15 protein-coding genes and 1 pseudogene are annotated in these 18,306 nt (G+C 72.0%); 11 read left to right on the top strand and 5 right to left on the bottom strand.

Annotated features, from left to right (window positions below; all coding sequences use genetic code 11):
* Positions 1–82: 82 nt before the first annotated feature.
* From Prubr_RS11460 to Prubr_RS11450, 3 genes are all read left to right on the top strand, one after another.
* A complete protein-coding gene (locus tag Prubr_RS11460; protein WP_212824729.1) occupies positions 83–1,372 on the top strand; it encodes an adenylosuccinate synthase in 1,290 nt (429 codons plus the stop codon).
* Between the two features lie 7 nt (positions 1,373–1,379).
* Entirely contained in the window at positions 1,380–2,627 is a 1,248-nt protein-coding gene (purD, locus tag Prubr_RS11455) for a phosphoribosylamine--glycine ligase (RefSeq protein WP_212824726.1), read from the top strand.
* A gap of 101 nt (positions 2,628–2,728) precedes the next feature.
* A complete protein-coding gene (locus Prubr_RS11450) occupies positions 2,729–3,373 on the top strand; it encodes a hypothetical protein (RefSeq protein WP_212824724.1) in 645 nt (214 codons plus the stop codon).
* A 47-nt stretch (positions 3,374–3,420) separates the two neighbouring features.
* Here Prubr_RS11450 and Prubr_RS11445 read toward each other — a convergent pair whose 3' ends face one another.
* The 3 genes and pseudogenes from Prubr_RS11445 to Prubr_RS11435 form a co-directional block, all read right to left on the bottom strand.
* Positions 3,421–3,873: an SCP2 sterol-binding domain-containing protein gene (locus Prubr_RS11445; protein WP_212824722.1), complete on the bottom strand. Its 453-nt coding sequence runs from the start codon at positions 3,871–3,873 to the stop codon at positions 3,421–3,423.
* A gap of 99 nt (positions 3,874–3,972) precedes the next feature.
* Positions 3,973–4,884, bottom strand: coding sequence for a MaoC/PaaZ C-terminal domain-containing protein (locus Prubr_RS11440; protein ID WP_212824720.1), 912 nt, complete (start codon positions 4,882–4,884; stop codon positions 3,973–3,975).
* Positions 4,884–6,247, bottom strand: a pseudogene (locus tag Prubr_RS11435) (3-oxoacyl-ACP reductase). The gene Prubr_RS11440 and the pseudogene Prubr_RS11435 overlap by 1 nt, the downstream one beginning before the upstream one ends.
* Positions 6,248–6,309: 62 nt before the next feature.
* On the opposite strand from Prubr_RS11435, the gene Prubr_RS11430 reads away from it, so the two are divergent.
* The 4 genes from Prubr_RS11430 to purB all read left to right on the top strand — a co-directional run bounded on the left by Prubr_RS11430 (position 6,310) and on the right by purB (position 12,267).
* Positions 6,310–7,602, top strand: coding sequence for an acetyl-CoA C-acetyltransferase (locus tag Prubr_RS11430; RefSeq protein ID WP_212824718.1), 1,293 nt, complete (start codon positions 6,310–6,312; stop codon positions 7,600–7,602).
* A gap of 58 nt (positions 7,603–7,660) precedes the next feature.
* A complete protein-coding gene (locus Prubr_RS11425) occupies positions 7,661–8,971 on the top strand; it encodes an MFS transporter (protein ID WP_212824715.1) in 1,311 nt (436 codons plus the stop codon).
* Positions 8,972–9,034: 63 nt separating this feature from the next.
* The gene (locus Prubr_RS11420; protein WP_212824713.1) at positions 9,035–10,831 is read left to right on the top strand and encodes a sugar ABC transporter permease; all 1,797 of its coding nucleotides are present in this window, start codon (positions 9,035–9,037) and stop codon (positions 10,829–10,831) included.
* Positions 10,832–10,836: 5 nt separating this feature from the next.
* A complete protein-coding gene (purB, locus tag Prubr_RS11415; protein ID WP_246568568.1) occupies positions 10,837–12,267 on the top strand; it encodes an adenylosuccinate lyase in 1,431 nt (476 codons plus the stop codon).
* A 63-nt stretch (positions 12,268–12,330) separates the two neighbouring features.
* Here the strand turns inward: purB and Prubr_RS11410 are convergent, their stop codons facing one another.
* On the bottom strand, positions 12,331–12,756 hold the full coding sequence (locus Prubr_RS11410; protein WP_212824711.1) for a heavy metal-binding domain-containing protein: 426 nt from the start codon (positions 12,754–12,756) through the stop codon (positions 12,331–12,333).
* Between the two features lie 128 nt (positions 12,757–12,884).
* Complete coding sequence (locus tag Prubr_RS11405; protein WP_212824709.1) at positions 12,885–13,568, bottom strand: S1 family peptidase; 684 nt, start codon at positions 13,566–13,568, stop codon at positions 12,885–12,887.
* Between the two features lie 405 nt (positions 13,569–13,973).
* Between Prubr_RS11405 and Prubr_RS11400 the strand changes: the two genes are divergently transcribed.
* The 4 genes from Prubr_RS11400 (at position 13,974) to purL (ending at position 18,305) form a co-directional block, all read left to right on the top strand.
* The gene (locus Prubr_RS11400; RefSeq protein ID WP_246568566.1) at positions 13,974–14,588 is read left to right on the top strand and encodes a TMEM165/GDT1 family protein; all 615 of its coding nucleotides are present in this window, start codon (positions 13,974–13,976) and stop codon (positions 14,586–14,588) included.
* A 236-nt stretch (positions 14,589–14,824) separates the two neighbouring features.
* The gene (gene purS / locus Prubr_RS11395; protein WP_212824705.1) at positions 14,825–15,079 is read left to right on the top strand and encodes a phosphoribosylformylglycinamidine synthase subunit PurS; all 255 of its coding nucleotides are present in this window, start codon (positions 14,825–14,827) and stop codon (positions 15,077–15,079) included.
* Complete coding sequence (gene purQ / locus Prubr_RS11390; RefSeq protein WP_212824702.1) at positions 15,076–15,759, top strand: phosphoribosylformylglycinamidine synthase subunit PurQ; 684 nt, start codon at positions 15,076–15,078, stop codon at positions 15,757–15,759. Before purS ends, purQ begins: the two co-directional genes overlap by 4 nt.
* Entirely contained in the window at positions 15,756–18,305 is a 2,550-nt protein-coding gene (gene purL, locus Prubr_RS11385) for a phosphoribosylformylglycinamidine synthase subunit PurL (RefSeq protein WP_212824700.1), read from the top strand. The genes purQ and purL overlap by 4 nt, the downstream gene beginning before the upstream one ends.
* Position 18,306: the final 1 nt, after the last annotated feature.

Raw genomic sequence — 18,306 nt, 5'->3', positions numbered from 1 at the left:
CGTAACTTCTTGTTAGCCTGACACCTCGGGCTCGCCACGCGGTCGCCACCTGGCACCCGAGCCCTTCGGAGGCGGGATTTAGATGCCAGCGATCGTGCTCATCGGCGCTCAGTGGGGCGACGAGGGCAAGGGCAAGGTTACCGACCTGCTGGGCGAGCGGGTCGACTACGTGGTGCGCTACTCGGGCGGCAACAACGCCGGCCACACGGTGATCACCCCCGACGGCCAGAAGTACGCCCTGCACCTGATGCCCTCCGGGGCGCTGTCACCCAACGCGATGATCGTCATCGGCAACGGTGTCGTGGTCGACCCGAAGGTGCTGCTCGCCGAGATCGACGGCCTCGCCGAGCGCGGTGTCGACGTGTCGCGGTTGCGGATCTCCGGCGACGCGCACCTGATCATGCCGCACCACCGGGCGATGGACCGGGTGGTCGAGCGCTACCTCGGCTCGTCGCGGATCGGCACCACCGGCCGGGGCATCGGCCCGGCCTACGGCGACAAGGTCGCCCGGATGGGCATCCGGCTGCAGGACCTGCTCGACCCGGGCATTCTGCGCAAAAAGCTGGAACTGGTGCTGCGGGAGAAGAACCAGCTCCTCTTCAAGGTCTACAACCGCAAGGGCCTGGAGCCCGACGCGGTCGCCGAGGAATACCTGGAGTACGCGGAGCGGCTGCGGCCGTACATCGCGGAGACCCGCACCATGCTCTGGGACGCCCTCGACCGGGGCGAGACCGTGCTGATGGAGGGTGCCCAGGCGACCATGCTCGACATGGACCACGGCACCTATCCCTTCGTGACGTCGTCCAACCCGACCGCCGGCGGGGCGTGCGTCGGCGCCGGGATCCCGCCGACCGCCATCTCCAAGGTCATCGGCGTGACGAAGGCGTACACCACCCGTGTGGGGTCGGGACCGTTCCCGACCGAACTGTTCGACGACAACGGCATGCACCTGCGCAAGATCGGCGCCGAGTACGGCACCACCACCGGCCGGGAGCGTCGCTGTGGCTGGTTCGACGCGGTGGTGGCCCGCTATGCCACCCGGCTCAACGGCATCACCGACCTCGTGGTGACCAAGCTCGACGTGCTGACCGGCCTGGAGAAGGTGCCGATCTGCGTCGGCTACGAGATCAACGGCGAGCGGTTCGACGACATGCCGATGACGCAGACCGACTTCCACCACGCCGTGCCCGTCTACGAGGAGCACGACGGCTGGTGGGAGGACATCTCCAAGGCCCGCAGCGAGGCGGACCTGCCGGAGAACGCCCGCCGCTACGTTGCCCGGATCGAGGAACTCTGCGGCACCAAGGTGTCCGTGGTCGGGGTCGGCCCCGGCCGTGAGGAGAACGTCGTCCGCCACCCACTTCTGCCTTAGGACAACAGTGCGCGTACTTCTCATCGGTGGTGGCGGGCGGGAGCATGCCCTCGCCCTCGGGCTCGCCGCCGACCCGTCCGTCGACCACCTGATCGCCGCCCCCGGTAACCCGGGCATCGCCGAGGTCGCCGAACTGCGGACGGTCACCCCGACCGATCCCGACGCGGTCGCGGCGCTCGCCGTCGAGACCAACGCCGACCTGGTGGTCGTCGGCCCGGAGGCGCCGCTGGTGGCCGGGGTCGCCGACGCCGTACGCGCCAAGGGCATCGCGTGCTTCGGCCCGTCCGCCGCCGCCGCGCGGCTGGAGGGCTCGAAGACGTACGCGAAGGAGATCATGGCGGCGGCCGGGGTGCCGACCGCCCGCGCCCACACCTGCACCGACCCGGACTCGGCGGCCAGGGCGCTCGACGACTTCGGCGCCCCGTACGTGGTGAAGGACGACGGTCTCGCCGCCGGCAAGGGCGTCGTGGTCACCGACGACCGGGCAGCCGCGCTGCGGCACGCCGCCGAGTGTGGTCGGGTGGTGATCGAGGAATACCTGTCCGGCCCCGAGGTCTCGCTCTTCGTGGTCACCGACGGCGAGGCGGCGGTGCCGCTGCTGCCCGCCCAGGACTTCAAGCGGGTCGGTGCCGGCGACACCGGACCGAACACCGGTGGAATGGGTGCGTACGCCCCGCTGCCGTGGGCGCCGCCCGGCCTGGTCGACGAGGTGATGGCCAAGGTCGTCCACCCGACGTTGGCGGAGCTGCGCCGGGCCGGCAACCCGTTCGCCGGCCTGCTCTACGTCGGCCTGGCGATCACCGCCGACGGTCCCCGGGTGATCGAGTTCAACGCCCGGTTCGGCGACCCGGAGACGCAGGTGGTGCTCGCCCTGCTGGAGACGCCGCTGGCCGGACTGCTGGGCGCGGCGGCGAACGGCACGCTGGCCGGGCACCCGCCGCTGCGCTGGCGGCCGGGAGCCGGGGTGACCGTGGTGGTCGCGTCGGACGGCTACCCGGCGTCGCCGCGTACCGGCGACGTGATCACCGGTGCCGACCGGCCGGGGATCATCCATGCCGGCACCCGCCGGGCCGACGACGGCACGCTGCTGTCGGCCGGTGGCCGGGTGCTCTGTGCGACGGCGACCGGCGCCGACCTGACCGCCGCGCGGGATGCCGCGTACGCCCTGGTCGACGGGGTGCGGCTGGACGGCTCGCACCACCGCCGCGACATCGCGCTCGCCGCCGCCGAGGGGCGGGTGAGCCTGCCCGGCTGACGGCGGCGGCACGAAAGCGGGATTTGCGGACGTCACTGCTTTCCTACCGTGGATTCCATCACCGGTCGTGCGGCCGGGATGGTTCCCGCTAGGAGCGAATCATGAAGGTGTCCAACGCATCTCGCCGCAACCGACTGTCCGGGTCGTACGCCGGCCGGGTCGCGCTCGTCGTCGCTGGTGGCGCGTTTGCCCTGGCGGCCACGGGCTGTGGTCCGCTGACCGGCGAATCAGCCGCGCCGGTGAAGAGCGGAGAGGTCATCCCGATCGGGTCGGGCACCCCGGCCCCGCCGACCACCGAAGCCTCGCCGGTGGTCAGTGCGACCCCGGCCGGCCTGCCCGGCGGCGTCCCCAGTGGGATGCCGGGCGGCCTGCCGACCAAGGGGACGCCGGGGGGCGGCCAGCCGACCCAGGGCGGTGGGCACCCGACGAAGCCGCCGGCGGGTACCTCGATCGTCTACTTCAAGGTCGTCCAGAAGCCGACCTGCCCGACCGGCACCGACCCGGGCCGGGCGCTGATCGTCGGGTGGAAGACCACCGGCGCGACGGCGGTGGCGCTGTCGGCCGACAACCCGGGCATGGTGGGCAGCTACGGCACCTACCACGGCAACGAGGGGTCGCAGGAGTTCTCGTTCTCGTGTGCCGAGAAGGGCAGGACCGAGACGCACACCTACACGATCCACACGATCGGCGACGGTCCGCAGCGGTCGAAGACGCTCGACGTCTCGTTGCAGGTGCCCCTGAACTGAATGACGACCGGGTCGGCGCCACCGGCGCCGACCCGACCGGTGCGCCGTTACGCCTTGGGAATGTCGAAGAGGTTCTGAATGCTGGCGGCCAGGCCCAGGTCGCCCTTTGCCTTCACCTTGCCGGTCATGAAGAGCATGACCGGGTTTGCGCTGCCCGAAATGATCTTCAGGAATTCGACCGGTCCGACGGTGAGGGTCAGCTTGGGCTCCCGCTGCGGCGGCTTCGCGGTCGTGCAGGTGCCGTTCTCGATCACCACCTCGTACGTGTCGGAGCTGCCGTCCGGGCCGCCGGTGATGACCCAGTGCAGCACCGTGTTGGTGTTGGCGCCCTTGTCGGCCCGGAAGAGTGAAGGCATCCGGTTGAACACCTCGTCGAGAACCTTGCCGCGTACGTCGCTCTGCATCACCTGGGCGATCTGCGCGTCCGGGGTGGCCTTGACGAGCTTGGCGAACTCCTGGGGATCCACCGAGGCGAACCTGGCCGGGTCGAAGTCGGTCATCGCTTTGATACCTTCCGCCAGTCGAGAACTTACTGACAAGTAACTTTAGGTACGGGCAGGTACGGCGGCAAGCCGGCCACCCCGCTGGCGGGCGGCCGACTACCCGGACGTGACGGTACCGGTCAGGTGCGGCCGGCCGGACCGGGCGTCGTGCAGGGCGAAACTCCAGGCCGGGCTGGCGCTGAAGGCGACCGTCGACGGCAGCAGGATCGGCAGCTTGAAGGCGACGTCCACCGTGTAGGCGTCCGGCAGCCGGCCCTCCAGCGCGGCCAGGCACCGGGCCTTGCTCCACATGCCATGGGCGATCGGCCGGGCGAAACCCAACAGCCGCGCCCCGACCCGGGACGTGTGGATCGGGTTCTGGTCGCCGGACACCCGCGCGTACTCCGTACCCACCCGGGGCTCGACCCGCCAGCGGCCGGAAGCGGCCGGCGGTGCGGGCCGATCACCCGGACCGCGCCCGTCCCGGTCGCCGGCGGTGCGCTCCCGCCGCAGGTACGTCGACACCCCGCGCCACACCACCTCGCCACCGACCGAGGCGGTGGCGAGTACGTCGAACTGCCGCCCCCGGGCATGCGGCCGCAGGTCGGCGGCCCGGACCGACAGGTCGAGGGCCTCACCCGCGTCGACCGGGCGCCCGACGGTGATCCGGTTGGCCACGTGCACCAGCCCGACCAGCGGGAACGGGAAGTCCGGCGCCGACATCAGCCGCATCGACAGCGGGAACGCGAGGACGTGCGGATAGGTGGCCGGCAACGTGTCGGTGAGCCGGAAGCCGCACACCCGGTCGTACGCGGCCAGCTGGCGGCGGTCCACGGTGACGCCGCGCAGCCGCAGCTCCAGTCCGGGCAGCGTGTCGCCGCCACGCCGGCCGCCGAGACCGGGGACGAGGCCGATCGCGGCCTGCCGGTAGAGCGGGCCGACGGCGGGTGGGGTGGTCAGCACCAGCGTGCCGGCGGGCGGTCCGGGCGGCTTCGCAGCGGTGCCGTCGGTCGTCGGGTCGTCGCTCATCACGCCCCCAGCAGGCTCTGGCCGCAGACCCGCACCACGTTGCCGGTCACCCCGCCGGACGCCGGCGAGGCGAACCAGGCGATCGTCTCGGCCACGTCGACCGGCAGGCCGCCCTGGGCCAGGCTGTTCATCCGGCGCCCGGCCTCGCGCAGCGTCAGCGGCATCTTCGCGGTCATCTTCGTCTCGATGAAGCCGGGAGCCACCGCGTTGACGGTCACCCCCGTTCGGCCAGTACCGGCGCCATCGACTCGACCAGCCCGATCACCCCGGCCTTCGAGGTCGCGTAGTTGGTCTGCCCCCGGTTGCCGGCGATCCCGGCGATCGACGACACCCCGATCAGCCGGCCACCCTCGGGCAGCAGGTCCCGTTCCAGCAGTACGTCGTTGATCCGTTCCTGGCTGGACAGGTTGACGTCGAGTACGGCGTCCCAGCGGGCGGCGTCCATCCGGCCGAGCGTCTTGTCCCGGGTGATGCCGGCGTTGTGCACGACGACGTCGACCCGGCCGTGCCGGGCCGCCAGGTGGTCGGCGAGCCGGGCGGGTGCGTCGGGGGCGGTCAGGTCCAGCTGCAACGCGGTGCCGCCGATCGAGTTCGCGACGTCGGCGAGCGCGTCACCGGCGGCCGGTACGTCGAGCGCGACGACGTGGGCGCCGTCGCGGGCCAGCACCCGGGCGATGGCCGCACCGATGCCCCGCGCGGCGCCGGTGACCAGGGCGACCCTGCCGTCCAGCGGCCGTTCCCAGTCGGCCGGGGCGGTGCCGGCGGCGCCCGCGGTGCCGATCCGGACCACCTGCCCGGAGACGTACGCGGAGCGTCCGGAGAGCAGGAACCGGACGGTGCTCTCCACCGCCGTCTCGGCACCGGGCGCGACGTAGACGAGCTGGGCCGTGCTGCCCCGGCCGAACTCCTTGCCGATGCTGCGGGTCAGTCCCTCCAGGGCGCGCTGGGCGGTGGCCTCGCGCGGGGTGCCGCACAGTTCCGGCGGGGTGCCGAACACGATCACCCGCCCGGATCCCGTCAACGCCCGGGCGTGCGGGTGGAAGAAGTCGTAGAGCCCGCGCAGACCCGTCGAGTCGGTGATGCCGGTGGCGTCGTACACCAGGGCGGCGTCCGTGCGGCCGCCCGGCCCGTCGGGCTGCGCGGTCGCACCCGGGTCGCGTACGTCGACGCCGGCGGCGGTGAGCAGCTTGGCGACCGGTTCGCGCAGCCGACCGCCCGGCGCGGCGTCGAGCACCACCGGGCCGGTGACCAGCGGATCGCCGGGACGGTACCGGCGCAGCCGGGGCGGGTCGGGCAGGCCGAGCCGCTTGACCAGCGCCTTGCCCGGGCCCGAGTTGGCGAAGCTCGCGTACCTGTCACTCATGCGCATAGAGCGTACTGGCGGGTAGGTTGGCGGCAAGTCCAGAACGTGCAGGAGGCGGGATCGTGCAGACCATCCGGCGGGTCGCGGTGATCGGCGGCAACCGCATCCCCTTCGCCCGGTCCAACGGGCGCTACGCGACCGCCACCAACCAGGACATGCTCACCGCCGCCCTCGACGGGCTGGTGGCCCGCTTCGGACTGGCCGGCCAGCGGCTCGGCGAGGTCGTCGCCGGTGCGGTGCTCAAGCACGCCCGCGACTTCAACCTCACCCGCGAGGTGGTGCTCGGCTCGAAACTCGACCCGCGCACCCCGGCGTACGACATCCAGCAGGCGTGCGGCACCGGTCTGGAGGCCGCGATCCTGGTCGCCAACAAGATCGCCCTCGGGCAGATCGAGGTCGGTGTGGCCGGTGGCGTCGACACCACCTCCGACGCGCCGTTGCAGCTCAACGAGGACATGCGGCGCACCCTGCTGGAGATCAACTCGGCGCGGACCCTCGGCGCCCGGCTGCGGGCCGCCAGCCGGCTGCGCCCACACCAGCCGTTCCGGCCCGAGTTGCCGCGCAACGCCGAGCCGCGTACCGGGCTGTCGATGGGCGAGCACGCGGCGATCACCGCGGTCAGGTGGGACATCGGCCGGGCCGAGCAGGACGCCCTCGCGCTGGAGTCGCACCAGCGGCTCGCCGCGGCGTACGACAAGGGCTTCTTCGACGACCTCGTCACGCCCTACCAGGGGCTGACCCGCGACCAGAACCTGCGGCCGGACACCTCGCTGGAGAAGCTCGGCACGCTCAAGCCGGTTTTCGGCACCCGGGGACCGGACGCCGACCGGGCCACGATGACCGCCGGTAACTCCTCGCCGCTGACCGACGGCGCGTCGACGGTGCTGCTCGCCTCCGAGGAGTGGGCCGCCGCGCACAAGCTGCCGGTCCTCGCCTACCTCGAAGCGTCCGAGGTGGCCGCCGTCGACTTCGTGCACGGCGACGAGGGGCTGCTGATGGCTCCGGCGTACGCCGTACCGCGGCTGCTGGCCCGGGCCGGGCTGACGTTGCAGGACTTCGACTACTACGAGATCCACGAGGCGTTCGCGTCGCAGGTGCTGGCCACCCTGGCGGCCTGGGAGTCGCCGGAGTTCTGCAAGGACCGGCTCGGCCTCGACGCCCCGCTGGGCGCGATCGACCGAACCCGGCTCAACGTCAACGGCTCGTCGCTGGCCGCCGGACACCCGTTCGCCGCGACCGGCGGCCGGATCGTCGCCACGCTGGCCAAGCTGCTGGCAGAGAAGGGGTCCGGACGCGGGCTGATCTCCATCTGCGCCGCCGGCGGCCAGGGGGTCGTCGCGATCCTCGACCGCTGACCCTGATCGACGGGAACGGGGTCGCCCGACACTCCGTCGACCTCTAGGGTCCCTCCACGTGGATTGGTCACGGACGTTCGCCCCGCTGCGCAACCGGGCGTTCCGCTATCTGGTCGCAGGTCGCACGGTCAGCGTGCTGGGCAACGCCGTCGCCCCGATCGCGCTCGCCTTCGCCGTGCTCGACCTGACCGGTTCGGCCCGCGACCTCGGGCTCGTCGTCGGGGTGCGATCCCTAGCCAACGTCCTGTTCCTGCTGATCGGCGGGGTGATCGCCGACCGCCTGCCCCGGCACCTGGTGATGGTCGGCGCCAGCCTGCTCGCGGCCGGCACCCAGGCCGCGGTGGCGGCGACCGTGCTCACCGGCACGGCCACGATCCCGCTGTTGCTCGGCCTCTCCGCGCTCAACGGGATCACCGCCGCGCTGGCCCAGCCGGCCACCGCTGCCGTGATCGGCCAGATCGTGCCGGAAGAGTCCCGGCAGCAGGCGAACGCGATCAACCGGCTCGGGTTCACCACCGCGGCCATCTTCGGTGCCTCGCTCGGCGGCCTGCTCGTCGCCGCCGTCGGACCGGGTTGGGGCCTGGCCGTCGACGCCGCCGCTTTCGCCGCGGCGGCCGGGCTTTTCGCGATGGTCCGGGTGCCCCGGGTCGGTTCCGCGGACCGGAGCCGGTCGGCACCGACGTTGTTCCGGGAACTGCGCGAGGGCTGGGTCGAGTTCAGTTCGCGGACCTGGCTCTGGGCTGTGGTGCTCGGCTTCTGCCTGCTCAACGCGGCCTACGTCGGCGGGGTCAACGTGCTCGGCCCGGTGATCGCCGACGAGAGCATCGGCCGGGCCGGGTGGGGCCTGGTGCTGGCCGTGAAGACCGCCGGCATGGTCGTCGGCGCGCTGGTCGCCCTGCGCCTGCGGATCCGCCGGTTCCTCCTCTTCGGAGTGGCCTGCATGGCCGGCCCGGCCCTGCTGCTCGGCGGCCTGGCCCTGGCGCCCTACCTGGTCGTGCTGACGGTCGCGGCGTTCCTGACCGGGCTCGCCATGGAGCAGTTCGGCATCGCGTGGGAGACGACGATGCAGGAGCACGTGCCGGCTGACAAACTCGCCCGGGTCTACTCCTACGACATGCTCGGCTCCTTCCTGGCCATCCCGATCGGTCAGGTCGCGGCTGGCCCGCTGGCCGAGGCGCTCGGCACCCGGGGCACCCTGCTCGGGGCGTCCGCGCTGGTCCTGGCCGCGGTGCTCGGCATGCTGGCCAGCCGCGACGTACGCCGGCTCGAACACCGTCTCGACCCACCGCCCACACCGGTCGCCGGAGTTCCGGTCGCCGCCGCTACGGCCGCCGGGACCGACCAGGCAGAGGCACTGTCGAAGCCCTGACCAGGGTGTTGACTGGACGGCCGCTGATAACATTCAGCGGCATGATCATCGAAGTGTTGCGGCATGACAACTGAACAGTCGCTGCCGTCCCACCCGGTGCACCGGTCTGCCGGCCCGGGTCAACCGGCACGTGTGGTCGTCGGGCTGCTCCTGCTGCTGCCGGCACTTCTGGCTCTGCTGTGGTCGTACGTCCTGCCGTCGGTGTCCACCCTGGTCAAAAGCTTCCAGCGGGACCCGCTGATCGGTCCTGTCGAGCAGGTCGGTGGCGCCAACTACGACCGGATCTTCGAGATGGGCTTCCTCGGGGCGTTCGTGTTCGCGCTGGTGCTCGGCCTGCTGCCGCTGCTGAGCGCGCTGCTGGTGGCACCGCTGATCGCCGTCGTCGCCGACCGGGCCGGCCGGGCCGCCCGTCTGGTCACCCGGGGGCTGCTTGCCCTGCCGCTCGCCGGGTACGCCCCAGTGGCGGTGCTGGTGTTCTGGATGCTGCACCGGTCCGACCCGCGGGCGCTGAGCGAGAACCCGCGGCTCACCCTGATCTGGATCGTCGGCATCACCTCGTTCGGAGTCGTCGTCGGCGTCGCCGCCACGTTCTTCCTGAGCGCGCTCCGGAACCGGCGTACCGGTGGTCGCCCCGGCCGGGCGATGCTGGTCACGGGCGCCGTGCTCGCCCTCGGCATCGTCGCGGCGGCCCTGCAGACCTACACCGTGCCGGCGGTGCTCACCGGCGGCGGACCGGCCCGTGCCACGGTGACGCCGGTGCTCGACGCGATGCAGAACAGCCTGGTCCGGATGGACCTCGGTCCGGGGGCGGCGATCTCCACCATCCTGCTCGTGGTGCTCGGCGTACTCGGCCTGGCCGCCGTCGGGCTGTTGCTGGCCACCCGGGCACGGTTCGAGTTGGACGGCTGGCGCGACCGGCCCGCGGCGCCCACCGGGATCGTGCCGCCCGGGGGCGCGGTGCCGTCACCGACGGCGCCGGCTCGTGGCGGTGGTCGTCCGCTGTTCCTGGTCCTGCTGGTGGTCGCGTTGGTCGGTTTCCTGGCGGTCACCACCTATGCCGTCCTGTTCCCGTGGCTGCGGGCCGCTTTCAGCGACGGCGAACTGCCCATGGGCGCCTCCGCCGCCGGGATTCACGTCAACACCTGGATACCGCCGTTGATCGGTGCGCTGGTCTCGGTCACCCTGGCCGCGCTCGGCGGCTTCGCCATCGGTGCGCTGCGCCCGCTGGGCCGGTGGAGCGAACTCCTGTTGCTGCCCTTCGCCCCGTGGCTCTTCGTCGGCACCGGGCCGCTGGCCATCGCCAACTACCTGCGCGCCCGCGACTTCGACCAGATCGACACCCTGATCGGGCTGATCCCGCCCGGCTGGGTGTCGATCCCCGCGCTGGTCGCGTTCACGTTGCTGTTCCGTGGCCAGGAGCCGCGCTGGCGGGCGGGCGGCGGCTTCGGTCGGACCGTCCTGCTTCCCGCGCTGCCGATGTTTCCGCTCGCCGTGGTGGTGTCGTGGCTGGTCAGCGCGCAGCAGGTGCTCTGGCCGTGGCTGGTCGCCCAGGGGCCCGACAGCCGGACCGCCGGCCTGGTCGCCCAGCTGATGTTGCAGCAGCGGTTCGGTGCCGAGGACGCCGCCCTGTCCATGGTCCTGCCGCTGCCGATGATGGTGCTGTTCCTGCTGGTCCTGGTCGCGGCACAGATCACCTACCTGGACCGCCTGACCCTCCGCACCGGCCCGCCTCCCTCCCCCGCTGATCCTCGCGATCTTGCGGTTGTCGCTCCCCAATTCCGGCAAATGGGGGAGACAACTGCAAGATCGCGGGAGGGGCGGTACGGCGGCGGAGCGGGACCGGAGGGCGTGAAAGACTGAGGTACGTGACGAAACCGCAGGTGCCCAACGTTCTCGCCGGCCGCTACGCCTCGCCCGAACTCGTCCGGCTCTGGTCGCCGGAGGAGAAGATCCGGATGGAGCGGCGGCTCTGGCTGGCCGTACTCCGGGCACAGCGGGACCTCGGGCTCGAACTGCCCGACGGCGTGGTCGAGGCGTACGAGGCCGTGGTCGACGACGTCGACCTCGAGTCGATCGCCGCCCGCGAGCGGCTGACCCGGCACGACGTGAAGGCGCGGATCGAGGAGTTCAGCGCGCTGGCCGGGCACGAGCACGTGCACAAGGGCATGACCTCGCGCGACCTGACCGAGAACGTCGAGCAGCTTCAGGTCCGCGCCTCGCTGGAGCTGGTACGCGACCGGGTCGTCGCCACCCTGGCCCGGCTGGCCCGGCTCGCGGTCGAGCACTCCGACCTGGTGCTCGCCGGGCGCTCCCACAACGTCGCCGCCCAGGCCACCACCCTCGGCAAGCGGTTCGCGTCGGCGGCGGAGGAGCTCCTGATCGCGTACGAGCGGATCGAGGACCTGCTCGGTCGCTATCCGCTGCGGGGCATCAAGGGCCCGGTCGGCACCGCCGCCGACCAACTCGACCTCTTCGACGGCGACGCGGAGCGGGCGGCCGAACTGGAGCGCCGGGTCGCCGCGCACCTCGGGTTCAGCCGGGTGCTCGACAGCGTCGGCCAGGTCTATCCGCGGTCGCTCGACTTCGACGTGGTCGCCGCCCTCGCCCAGACGGCCGCGGCGCCGTCGTCGCTGGCCCTCACCATCCGGCTGATGGTCGGCCAGGAGCTGGCGACCGAGGGCTTCAAGCCCGGCCAGGTCGGGTCGAGTGCGATGCCGCACAAGATGAACACCCGGTCCAGCGAGCGGGTCAACGGTTTCGCGGTGATCCTGCGCGGTTACCTGTCGATGGTCGGCGAACTGGCCGGGGACCAGTGGAACGAGGGTGACGTCTCCTGCTCCGTGGTCCGCCGGGTGGCGTTGCCCGACGCGTTCTTCGCCGCCGACGGTCTCTTCCAGACCTTCCTGACCGTGCTCGACGAGTTCGGGGCGTACCCGGCGGTGATCGCCCGGGAACTCGACCGCTACCTGCCGTTCCTGGCCACGACCCGGATCCTGGTGGCGGCCGTCCGGCGCGGGGTCGGGCGCGAGGTCGCCCACGAGGTGATCAAGGAGCATGCGGTCGCGGTGGCGCTGGCGATGCGGGAGAAGGGGATCGCCGAGAACGACCTCTTCGACCGGCTCGCCGCGGACGGCCGGCTCGGCCTCGGCCGGGCCGAGATCGACGCGCTGGTGGCCGACCGGGGTGCCTTCGTCGGAGCGGCCGCCGCCCAGGTGCGGGCGGTCGCGGACCGGGTCGCGGCGGTGGTCGCCGCGCACCCCGACGCGGCGGCGTACGACCCGGCACCGATCCTCTGATCCGGCCGGTCCGCCGACCCGGCTGAGCGGTTGACCCGGCCGCCCGGCCGGGCAACCGCGGGGTCAGCCCTCGCGGACCGGCAGCCCCTCGATCGGCGCGGTGTCCTCCTCGTCGTCGTCCACGTCCGGCCCGCGCCCCTCGCGTTCCCAGCGGTCGACCGGACCGGGGTCGTGCGGTAGGCGGGCGACGACGACGGCGGTGCCGTACGCGCACATCTCCATCCACATCAGGCCGACCTCGCGGTGTTCGAACCGCATCGCGAGTACGGCGTTGGCGCCCATGAGTTCGGCCGAGGCGCCGAGTTTCGTCAGCGCGCTGACGCGCCAGCGCTGGAGGTGGTCCGACGCCCTGGGGTGGAGGAAGTTGCCACGAAGGGTCTTCACGCCTTCCGAGAACGGGTTGCGGGTACGCGGCACCGAGACGATCACCTGGCCGATGACGTGCCGTACCTCGTAACCGGGTAGTGAATCCGTGGTAACCACCATCATGCTGCGATGCTAGGCATGTCGGATGTATCCCAATAGCGAGGTTCTGTTCAGCTGATCGCAGTCTGCGAAACGGTGCGGCGCGGACGCCCGGGTCATCCGAGCATCCGCGCCGCACGCGGGACAGGTCGTCAGACGCCGGCCACCGAGGTGATCCAGGCGCGGTTGTACGCGACGCTGCCGTAGTTCTGGATGTTGACGCCGTCGGCGGTCGAGGCGACACCGACCTGGGCGCCGTTGTAGAACTGCGGGCCACCGGAGTCGCCGCGCCAGGCGTTGCCGTTGATCCGGGTGCTCCGGATCGCGCGTCCACCGTACGCGTCGGTGGCGCTGGTGCTGGTCACCCGCACCGACGCGGTCTTGAGAACGGTCGACGCCGAGCAGCCGCTGTAGCAGGTCATGCCCCAGCCGTAGATGGTGTTGGTGGAGTTGACCGGCGGGTAGCTGTTGGACAGCGTGACGGCCCCGCTGGTGACCGGGCTGTTCAGGCGCAGCAACGCGAGGTCGTACTGACCGTAGGAGGCGGTGACGCTGCGGGTCACGCCGCCGGACGTGCGGTTGACGCTGCCGATCCGCACCGACATGGTGCCGCTGACGCAGTGCCGGGCGGTGAGCACCCAGTTCGCGGCGATGACCGAGCCGGAGCAGGTGAACGAGCCGTTGCTGAAGACGGCGGCGGCCCACGGGGCGGACGAGACGGTGCCGCCACCGATGATCGGGTCCGGGCCGGCGGGGGCGGCCGTGGCGACCGACGGGGCGGCCACCACGCCGACGAGGGCGGTGGCCAGCGTTGCCAGGGCTAGGCGTGCGCGCATGGACGGGCTCCTTCCGAGGGGGTTTGCCCGGCGGGGGTCGGCCGGGTCGGGGTGAGCCGCCGTACGGGGACGGTCCGGTCCGCCGTACGGCTCTGTCGAGCTGGATCAGTGGTTCGGGGGTCTGATCCTTACGACGGACACGCTAGGGGTGTTCGCCACCCATCCACAATGTTCGAATCGACATACCATGATGTTATGGCCCTGGTGGGCTGCGCTGCCCCGGTGGGATACGCTCCCCACCAGCGAAGGGGAGTAGCCCCCAATCACGCGGTCGACACACTGGCGCCCGGCGCCCGGCCACGTGGACCGCACCCGACCCGGTGCGGTGGGCGAGACCTTCGACCCAGGCCGTATGGCCGGGTCGAGGGCATCCCGCTCCCGGTCCGGCCGGGAAGGAAACCTCCGTTGGAATACGTTCTCGTCGCGCTGACCGCGTTCGTGCTCATCGCGCCGGTCGAACTGCCGGACAAGACGTTCGTCGCCACCCTGGTGCTCACCACCCGCTATCCGCCGCTGCCGGTGTGGCTCGGCGTGGTGGCCGCCTTCGGCGTGCAGTGCCTGGTCGCGGTGGCGGCCGGCAGCCTGCTCGCCCAGTTGCCGCAGGCGCCGGTGGCGCTGGTCTCGGCGGGACTCTTCGCGGTCGGCGCGGTGCTGCTGCTGCGTGGGGCACGGCGGGCCGACGCCGAGGGTGCCGAGCAGGAGCAGGCCTTCGCGAGCAAGGTCGGCGAGGGGAAGCGGGGCTGGCGGGCCTTCGGCGCCAGCTTCCTCGTCCTGTTCACCGCCGAATGGGGCGACCTGTCGCAGTTGCTCGTCGCCGGCCTGGTGGCCAGCGGGCAGCCCGCCGTCCCGGTCTTCTTCGGCTCCTGGGCGGCGCTGGCCACCGTGTCCGGACTCGCCGTCCTGCTCGGCCGCTGGCTGCTCAAGAGGATCCGGCTGTCGTTGGTGAGTTACGTCGCCGCCGGGGTGTGCGCCATCCTCGCCGTCGTGACCGCCGTCACCGCCGTCAGTTCGTTGATCTGACGAAATCCCTGCTGTGGGCCCCGGCGGACGGCGCTCCGCCGGGGCCGTCCGGGTGCCGGCCCACCCAGGTGCGAACAATGTCCGGTTGTGCCTGCCCCGCCGCAGGCCACGAGCCGCCTCCGCCGGCCCGTCCACGCCGCCGGGCGGTGCGTCGACCGGTCCATCTACCAGGTAGGCTGGCTCCGCTCGCCCCATTGGGGTCGGCACCCAACTGCGTACACAGTCAGGAGTGCCCAGTGGCTCGCGTCGTGGTCGACGTCATGCTCAAGCCGGAGATTCTCGATCCCCAGGGTCAGGCGGTCGTAAACGCCCTCCCTCGCCTCGGGGTCGACGACGTCTCCTCCGTGCGCATCGGCCGGCGCATCGAGATCGAGTTCGTCGGCGAGGCGGACCTCGACCGGGCCCGTGAGATCGCCGACAAACTGCTCGCCAACCCGGTGATCGAAGACTTCGAGGTCCGGCTGGCCGAAACCGAGGAAGTCCGACCGTGACAGCACGCGTTGGTGTGGTGACCTTCCCCGGGTCACTCGACGACGGCGACGCCGCCCGGGCCGTACGCCTCGCCGGTGGCGAGGCCGTACGTCTCTGGCACGCCGACCCCGACCTGCACGGCGTCGACGCGGTGGTGCTGCCCGGCGGCTTCTCGTACGGCGACTACCTGCGGTGCGGCGCCATCGCCCGCTTCGCTCCGGTGATGGAGAGCATCGCCGCCGCCGCGGCCGGCGGTCTGCCGGTGCTCGGCATCTGCAACGGCTTCCAGATTCTCTGCGAGGCCCACCTGCTGCCCGGCGCCCTCACCCGCAACCAGCACCTGCACTTCCGCAACCGCGACCAGGTTCTGCGGATCGAGTCGCCGGCCACCGCCTGGACCAACACGTTCGCCGCCGGCCAGGAGATCCTGATCCCGGTCAAGAACGGCGAAGGCTGCTACGTCGCCGACGAGCGCACCCTCGACGAACTCGAGGCGACCGGCCGCGTCGTCGCCCGCTACGTGGGCGGCAACCCCAACGGCTCGCTGCGCGACATCGCCGGCATCACCAACGCGGCCGGCAACGTGGTCGGTCTCATGCCCCACCCGGAGCACGCGGTCGAGGCACTGACCGGTCCGTCCCTCGACGGGCTGGGCTTCTTCACCTCGATCCTCAAGCACCTCGCGGGAGCACCTGCATGACCACCCAGCCAGACGTCCGGCCGGACGCGGCATCACCCGTCGACGGCCCGGACACAGTCGAGGCGGCCACCGGCACCCCCGAGGTGCCCCAGCCGTACGCCGAACTCGGCCTGCGCGACGACGAATACGACCGGATCCGCCAGATCCTGGGCCGCCGTCCGACCCAGTCCGAGCTGGCCATGTACTCGATCATGTGGAGCGAGCACTGCTCCTACAAGTCGAGCAAGGTCCACCTGCGCCAGTTCAGCGAGAAGGCACCGCCCAGCGACCGGCTGCTCGCCGGCATCGGGGAGAACGCCGGCGTGATCCGGATCTCCGACAACCTGGCCGTCACCTTCAAGGTCGAATCGCACAACCACCCGAGCTTCGTCGAGCCCTACCAGGGCGCGGCCACCGGAGTCGGCGGCATCGTCCGCGACATCCTGGCCATGGGCGCCCGCCCGGTGGCGGTCATGGACCCGCTGCGGTTCGGCGCGGCCGACCACGAGGACACCGCCCGGGTGCTGCCCGGCGTGGTCGCCGGGGTCGGCGGCTACGGCAACAGCCTCGGCCTGCCGAACATCGGTGGTGAGGTGGTCTTCGACCCCTGCTACCAGGGCAACCCGCTGGTCAACGCGCTCTGCCTGGGGGTGCTCCCCGCCGACCGTCTGCAGAACAAGGCGGCCGCCGGCGCCGGCAACATCGTTGTCCTGATGGGCGCCAAGACCGGCCGGGACGGCATCGGCGGCGTGTCCGTACTGGCCAGCGCCACCTTCGACGCCGGCAGCGCCAAGCGTCGCCCGTCGGTCCAGGTCGGTGACCCGTTCACCGAGAAGCTGCTGATCGAAGCCTGCCTGGAGCTCTACGACGCGCAGCTCGTCGTCGGCATCCAGGACCTCGGCGGTGCCGGGCTGACCTGCGCGCTGACCGAGACGGCCGCCGCGGCCGGCACCGGCATGCGGGTCTGGCTGGAGCGGGTACCGCTGCGCGAGCAGTCGATGGAGCCGCAGGAGATCCTGGCCAGCGAGTCCCAGGAGCGGATGCTGCTCATCGTCGCCCCCGACAGGCTGGAGGCGGTGCTCAAGACCGCCGACAAGTGGGGCGTACTCGCCACCGCGATCGGCGAGGTCACCCCGGCGTCCCCCGACGGGCAGCCCGGCCGTCTGCTGATCACGTGGAACGGCCACACCGTCGTCGACGTACCGCCGGGTTCGCTCGCCGACGACGGCCCAGTCTACGCCCGGCCGATGCGCGAGCCGTCGGACCTGATCCTGATCCAGGCCGACCGCGCCGAGACGCTGCCGCGCCCGGCCAACCCCGACGCGCTGCGGGAGACCGTACTGCGCATGATCGCGTCGCCCAACCTCTGTGACAGGACCTGGGTGACCGAGCAGTACGACCGTTACGTCCTCGGCAACACCGTGCTCGCCCAGCCCGAAGACTCCGGCGTCATCCGGATCGACGAGCAGTCCGGACTCGGTGTGGCGCTCTCCGTCGACGGCAACGGACGCTACGCCCGGCTCGACCCCTACCAGGGCGCCCGGCTCGCGCTCGCCGAGTCCTACCGCAACGTGGCCGTCACCGGCGCCCGTCCGATCGCGGTCACCAACTGCCTCAACTTCGGCTCGCCGGAGGACCCGGGCGTGATGTGGCAGTTCGCCGAGGCCGTACGCGGCCTGGCCGACGGCTGTGCCGAACTCGGCATCCCGGTCACCGGCGGCAACGTCAGCTTCTACAACCAGACCGGCTCGGTCGCCATCCACCCCACCCCGGTCGTCGGGGTGCTCGGGGTGCTCGACGACGTGGCGCAGCGGGTGCCGATGGGCTTCTCCCGGCCCACCCACCCCGACGGCGACGCGATCTTCCTCCTCGGTGAGACCCGCCTGGAGCTGTCCGGCTCCGAGTGGGCCTGGGTGGCCCACGAGCACCTCGGTGGCGTACCGCCCCGGGTCGACCTGGCCCAGGAGAAGCTGCTCGCCGACCTGCTCGCCGAGGCCGCCCGGGTCGGTCACCTCAGCTCCGCGCACGACCTCTCCGACGGCGGCCTCGCGCAGGCCCTGGTCGAGTCGTCGCTGCGGCACGGGGTCGGTGCCCGGATCGTCCTGCCCGAGGAGTTCGGCGGCGGCTCGATGCCGTTCGTCTACCTCTTCAGCGAGTCGGCCGGACGCGCCCTCGTCGCGGTCCGGCGGGGCCACGAGAAGGCCTTCGCCGGTCTCTGCGTCGAATACGGCGTACCGGTGACGGCGCTCGGGGTCACCCGCGCCGACCAGGACGGTATCGACATCCAGGGCCAGTTCGCGATCGGGTTCGACGAGTTGCGGGCGGCGTACACGGCGACCCTGCCCCGGCTCTTCGGCGGCGTGACCGAGGACGCGGCGCCCGCCGAGCCGGCGGTCGGGCCTACGCCCGCCGACGTCGCAAGTGGCCCTGCCGAGCCGGCGGTTTCAGGTGCGCCACCGGCCGCGGCCGTGGTCGCCGGAACGGTCGACAGCACGGCTCCCGCCCAGACGTCCGAAACCGGCGACCCCGGGACCGCAGCCCCGGCCGGGCCAACCGACACGCCCTGAC

This window comes from Polymorphospora rubra (genome assembly GCF_018324255.1).
GTDB lineage: Bacteria > Actinomycetota > Actinomycetes > Mycobacteriales > Micromonosporaceae > Polymorphospora > Polymorphospora rubra.
Note: the sequence above shows the minus strand (reverse complement) of the source record. Positions and strands in the feature narration are given on the sequence as shown.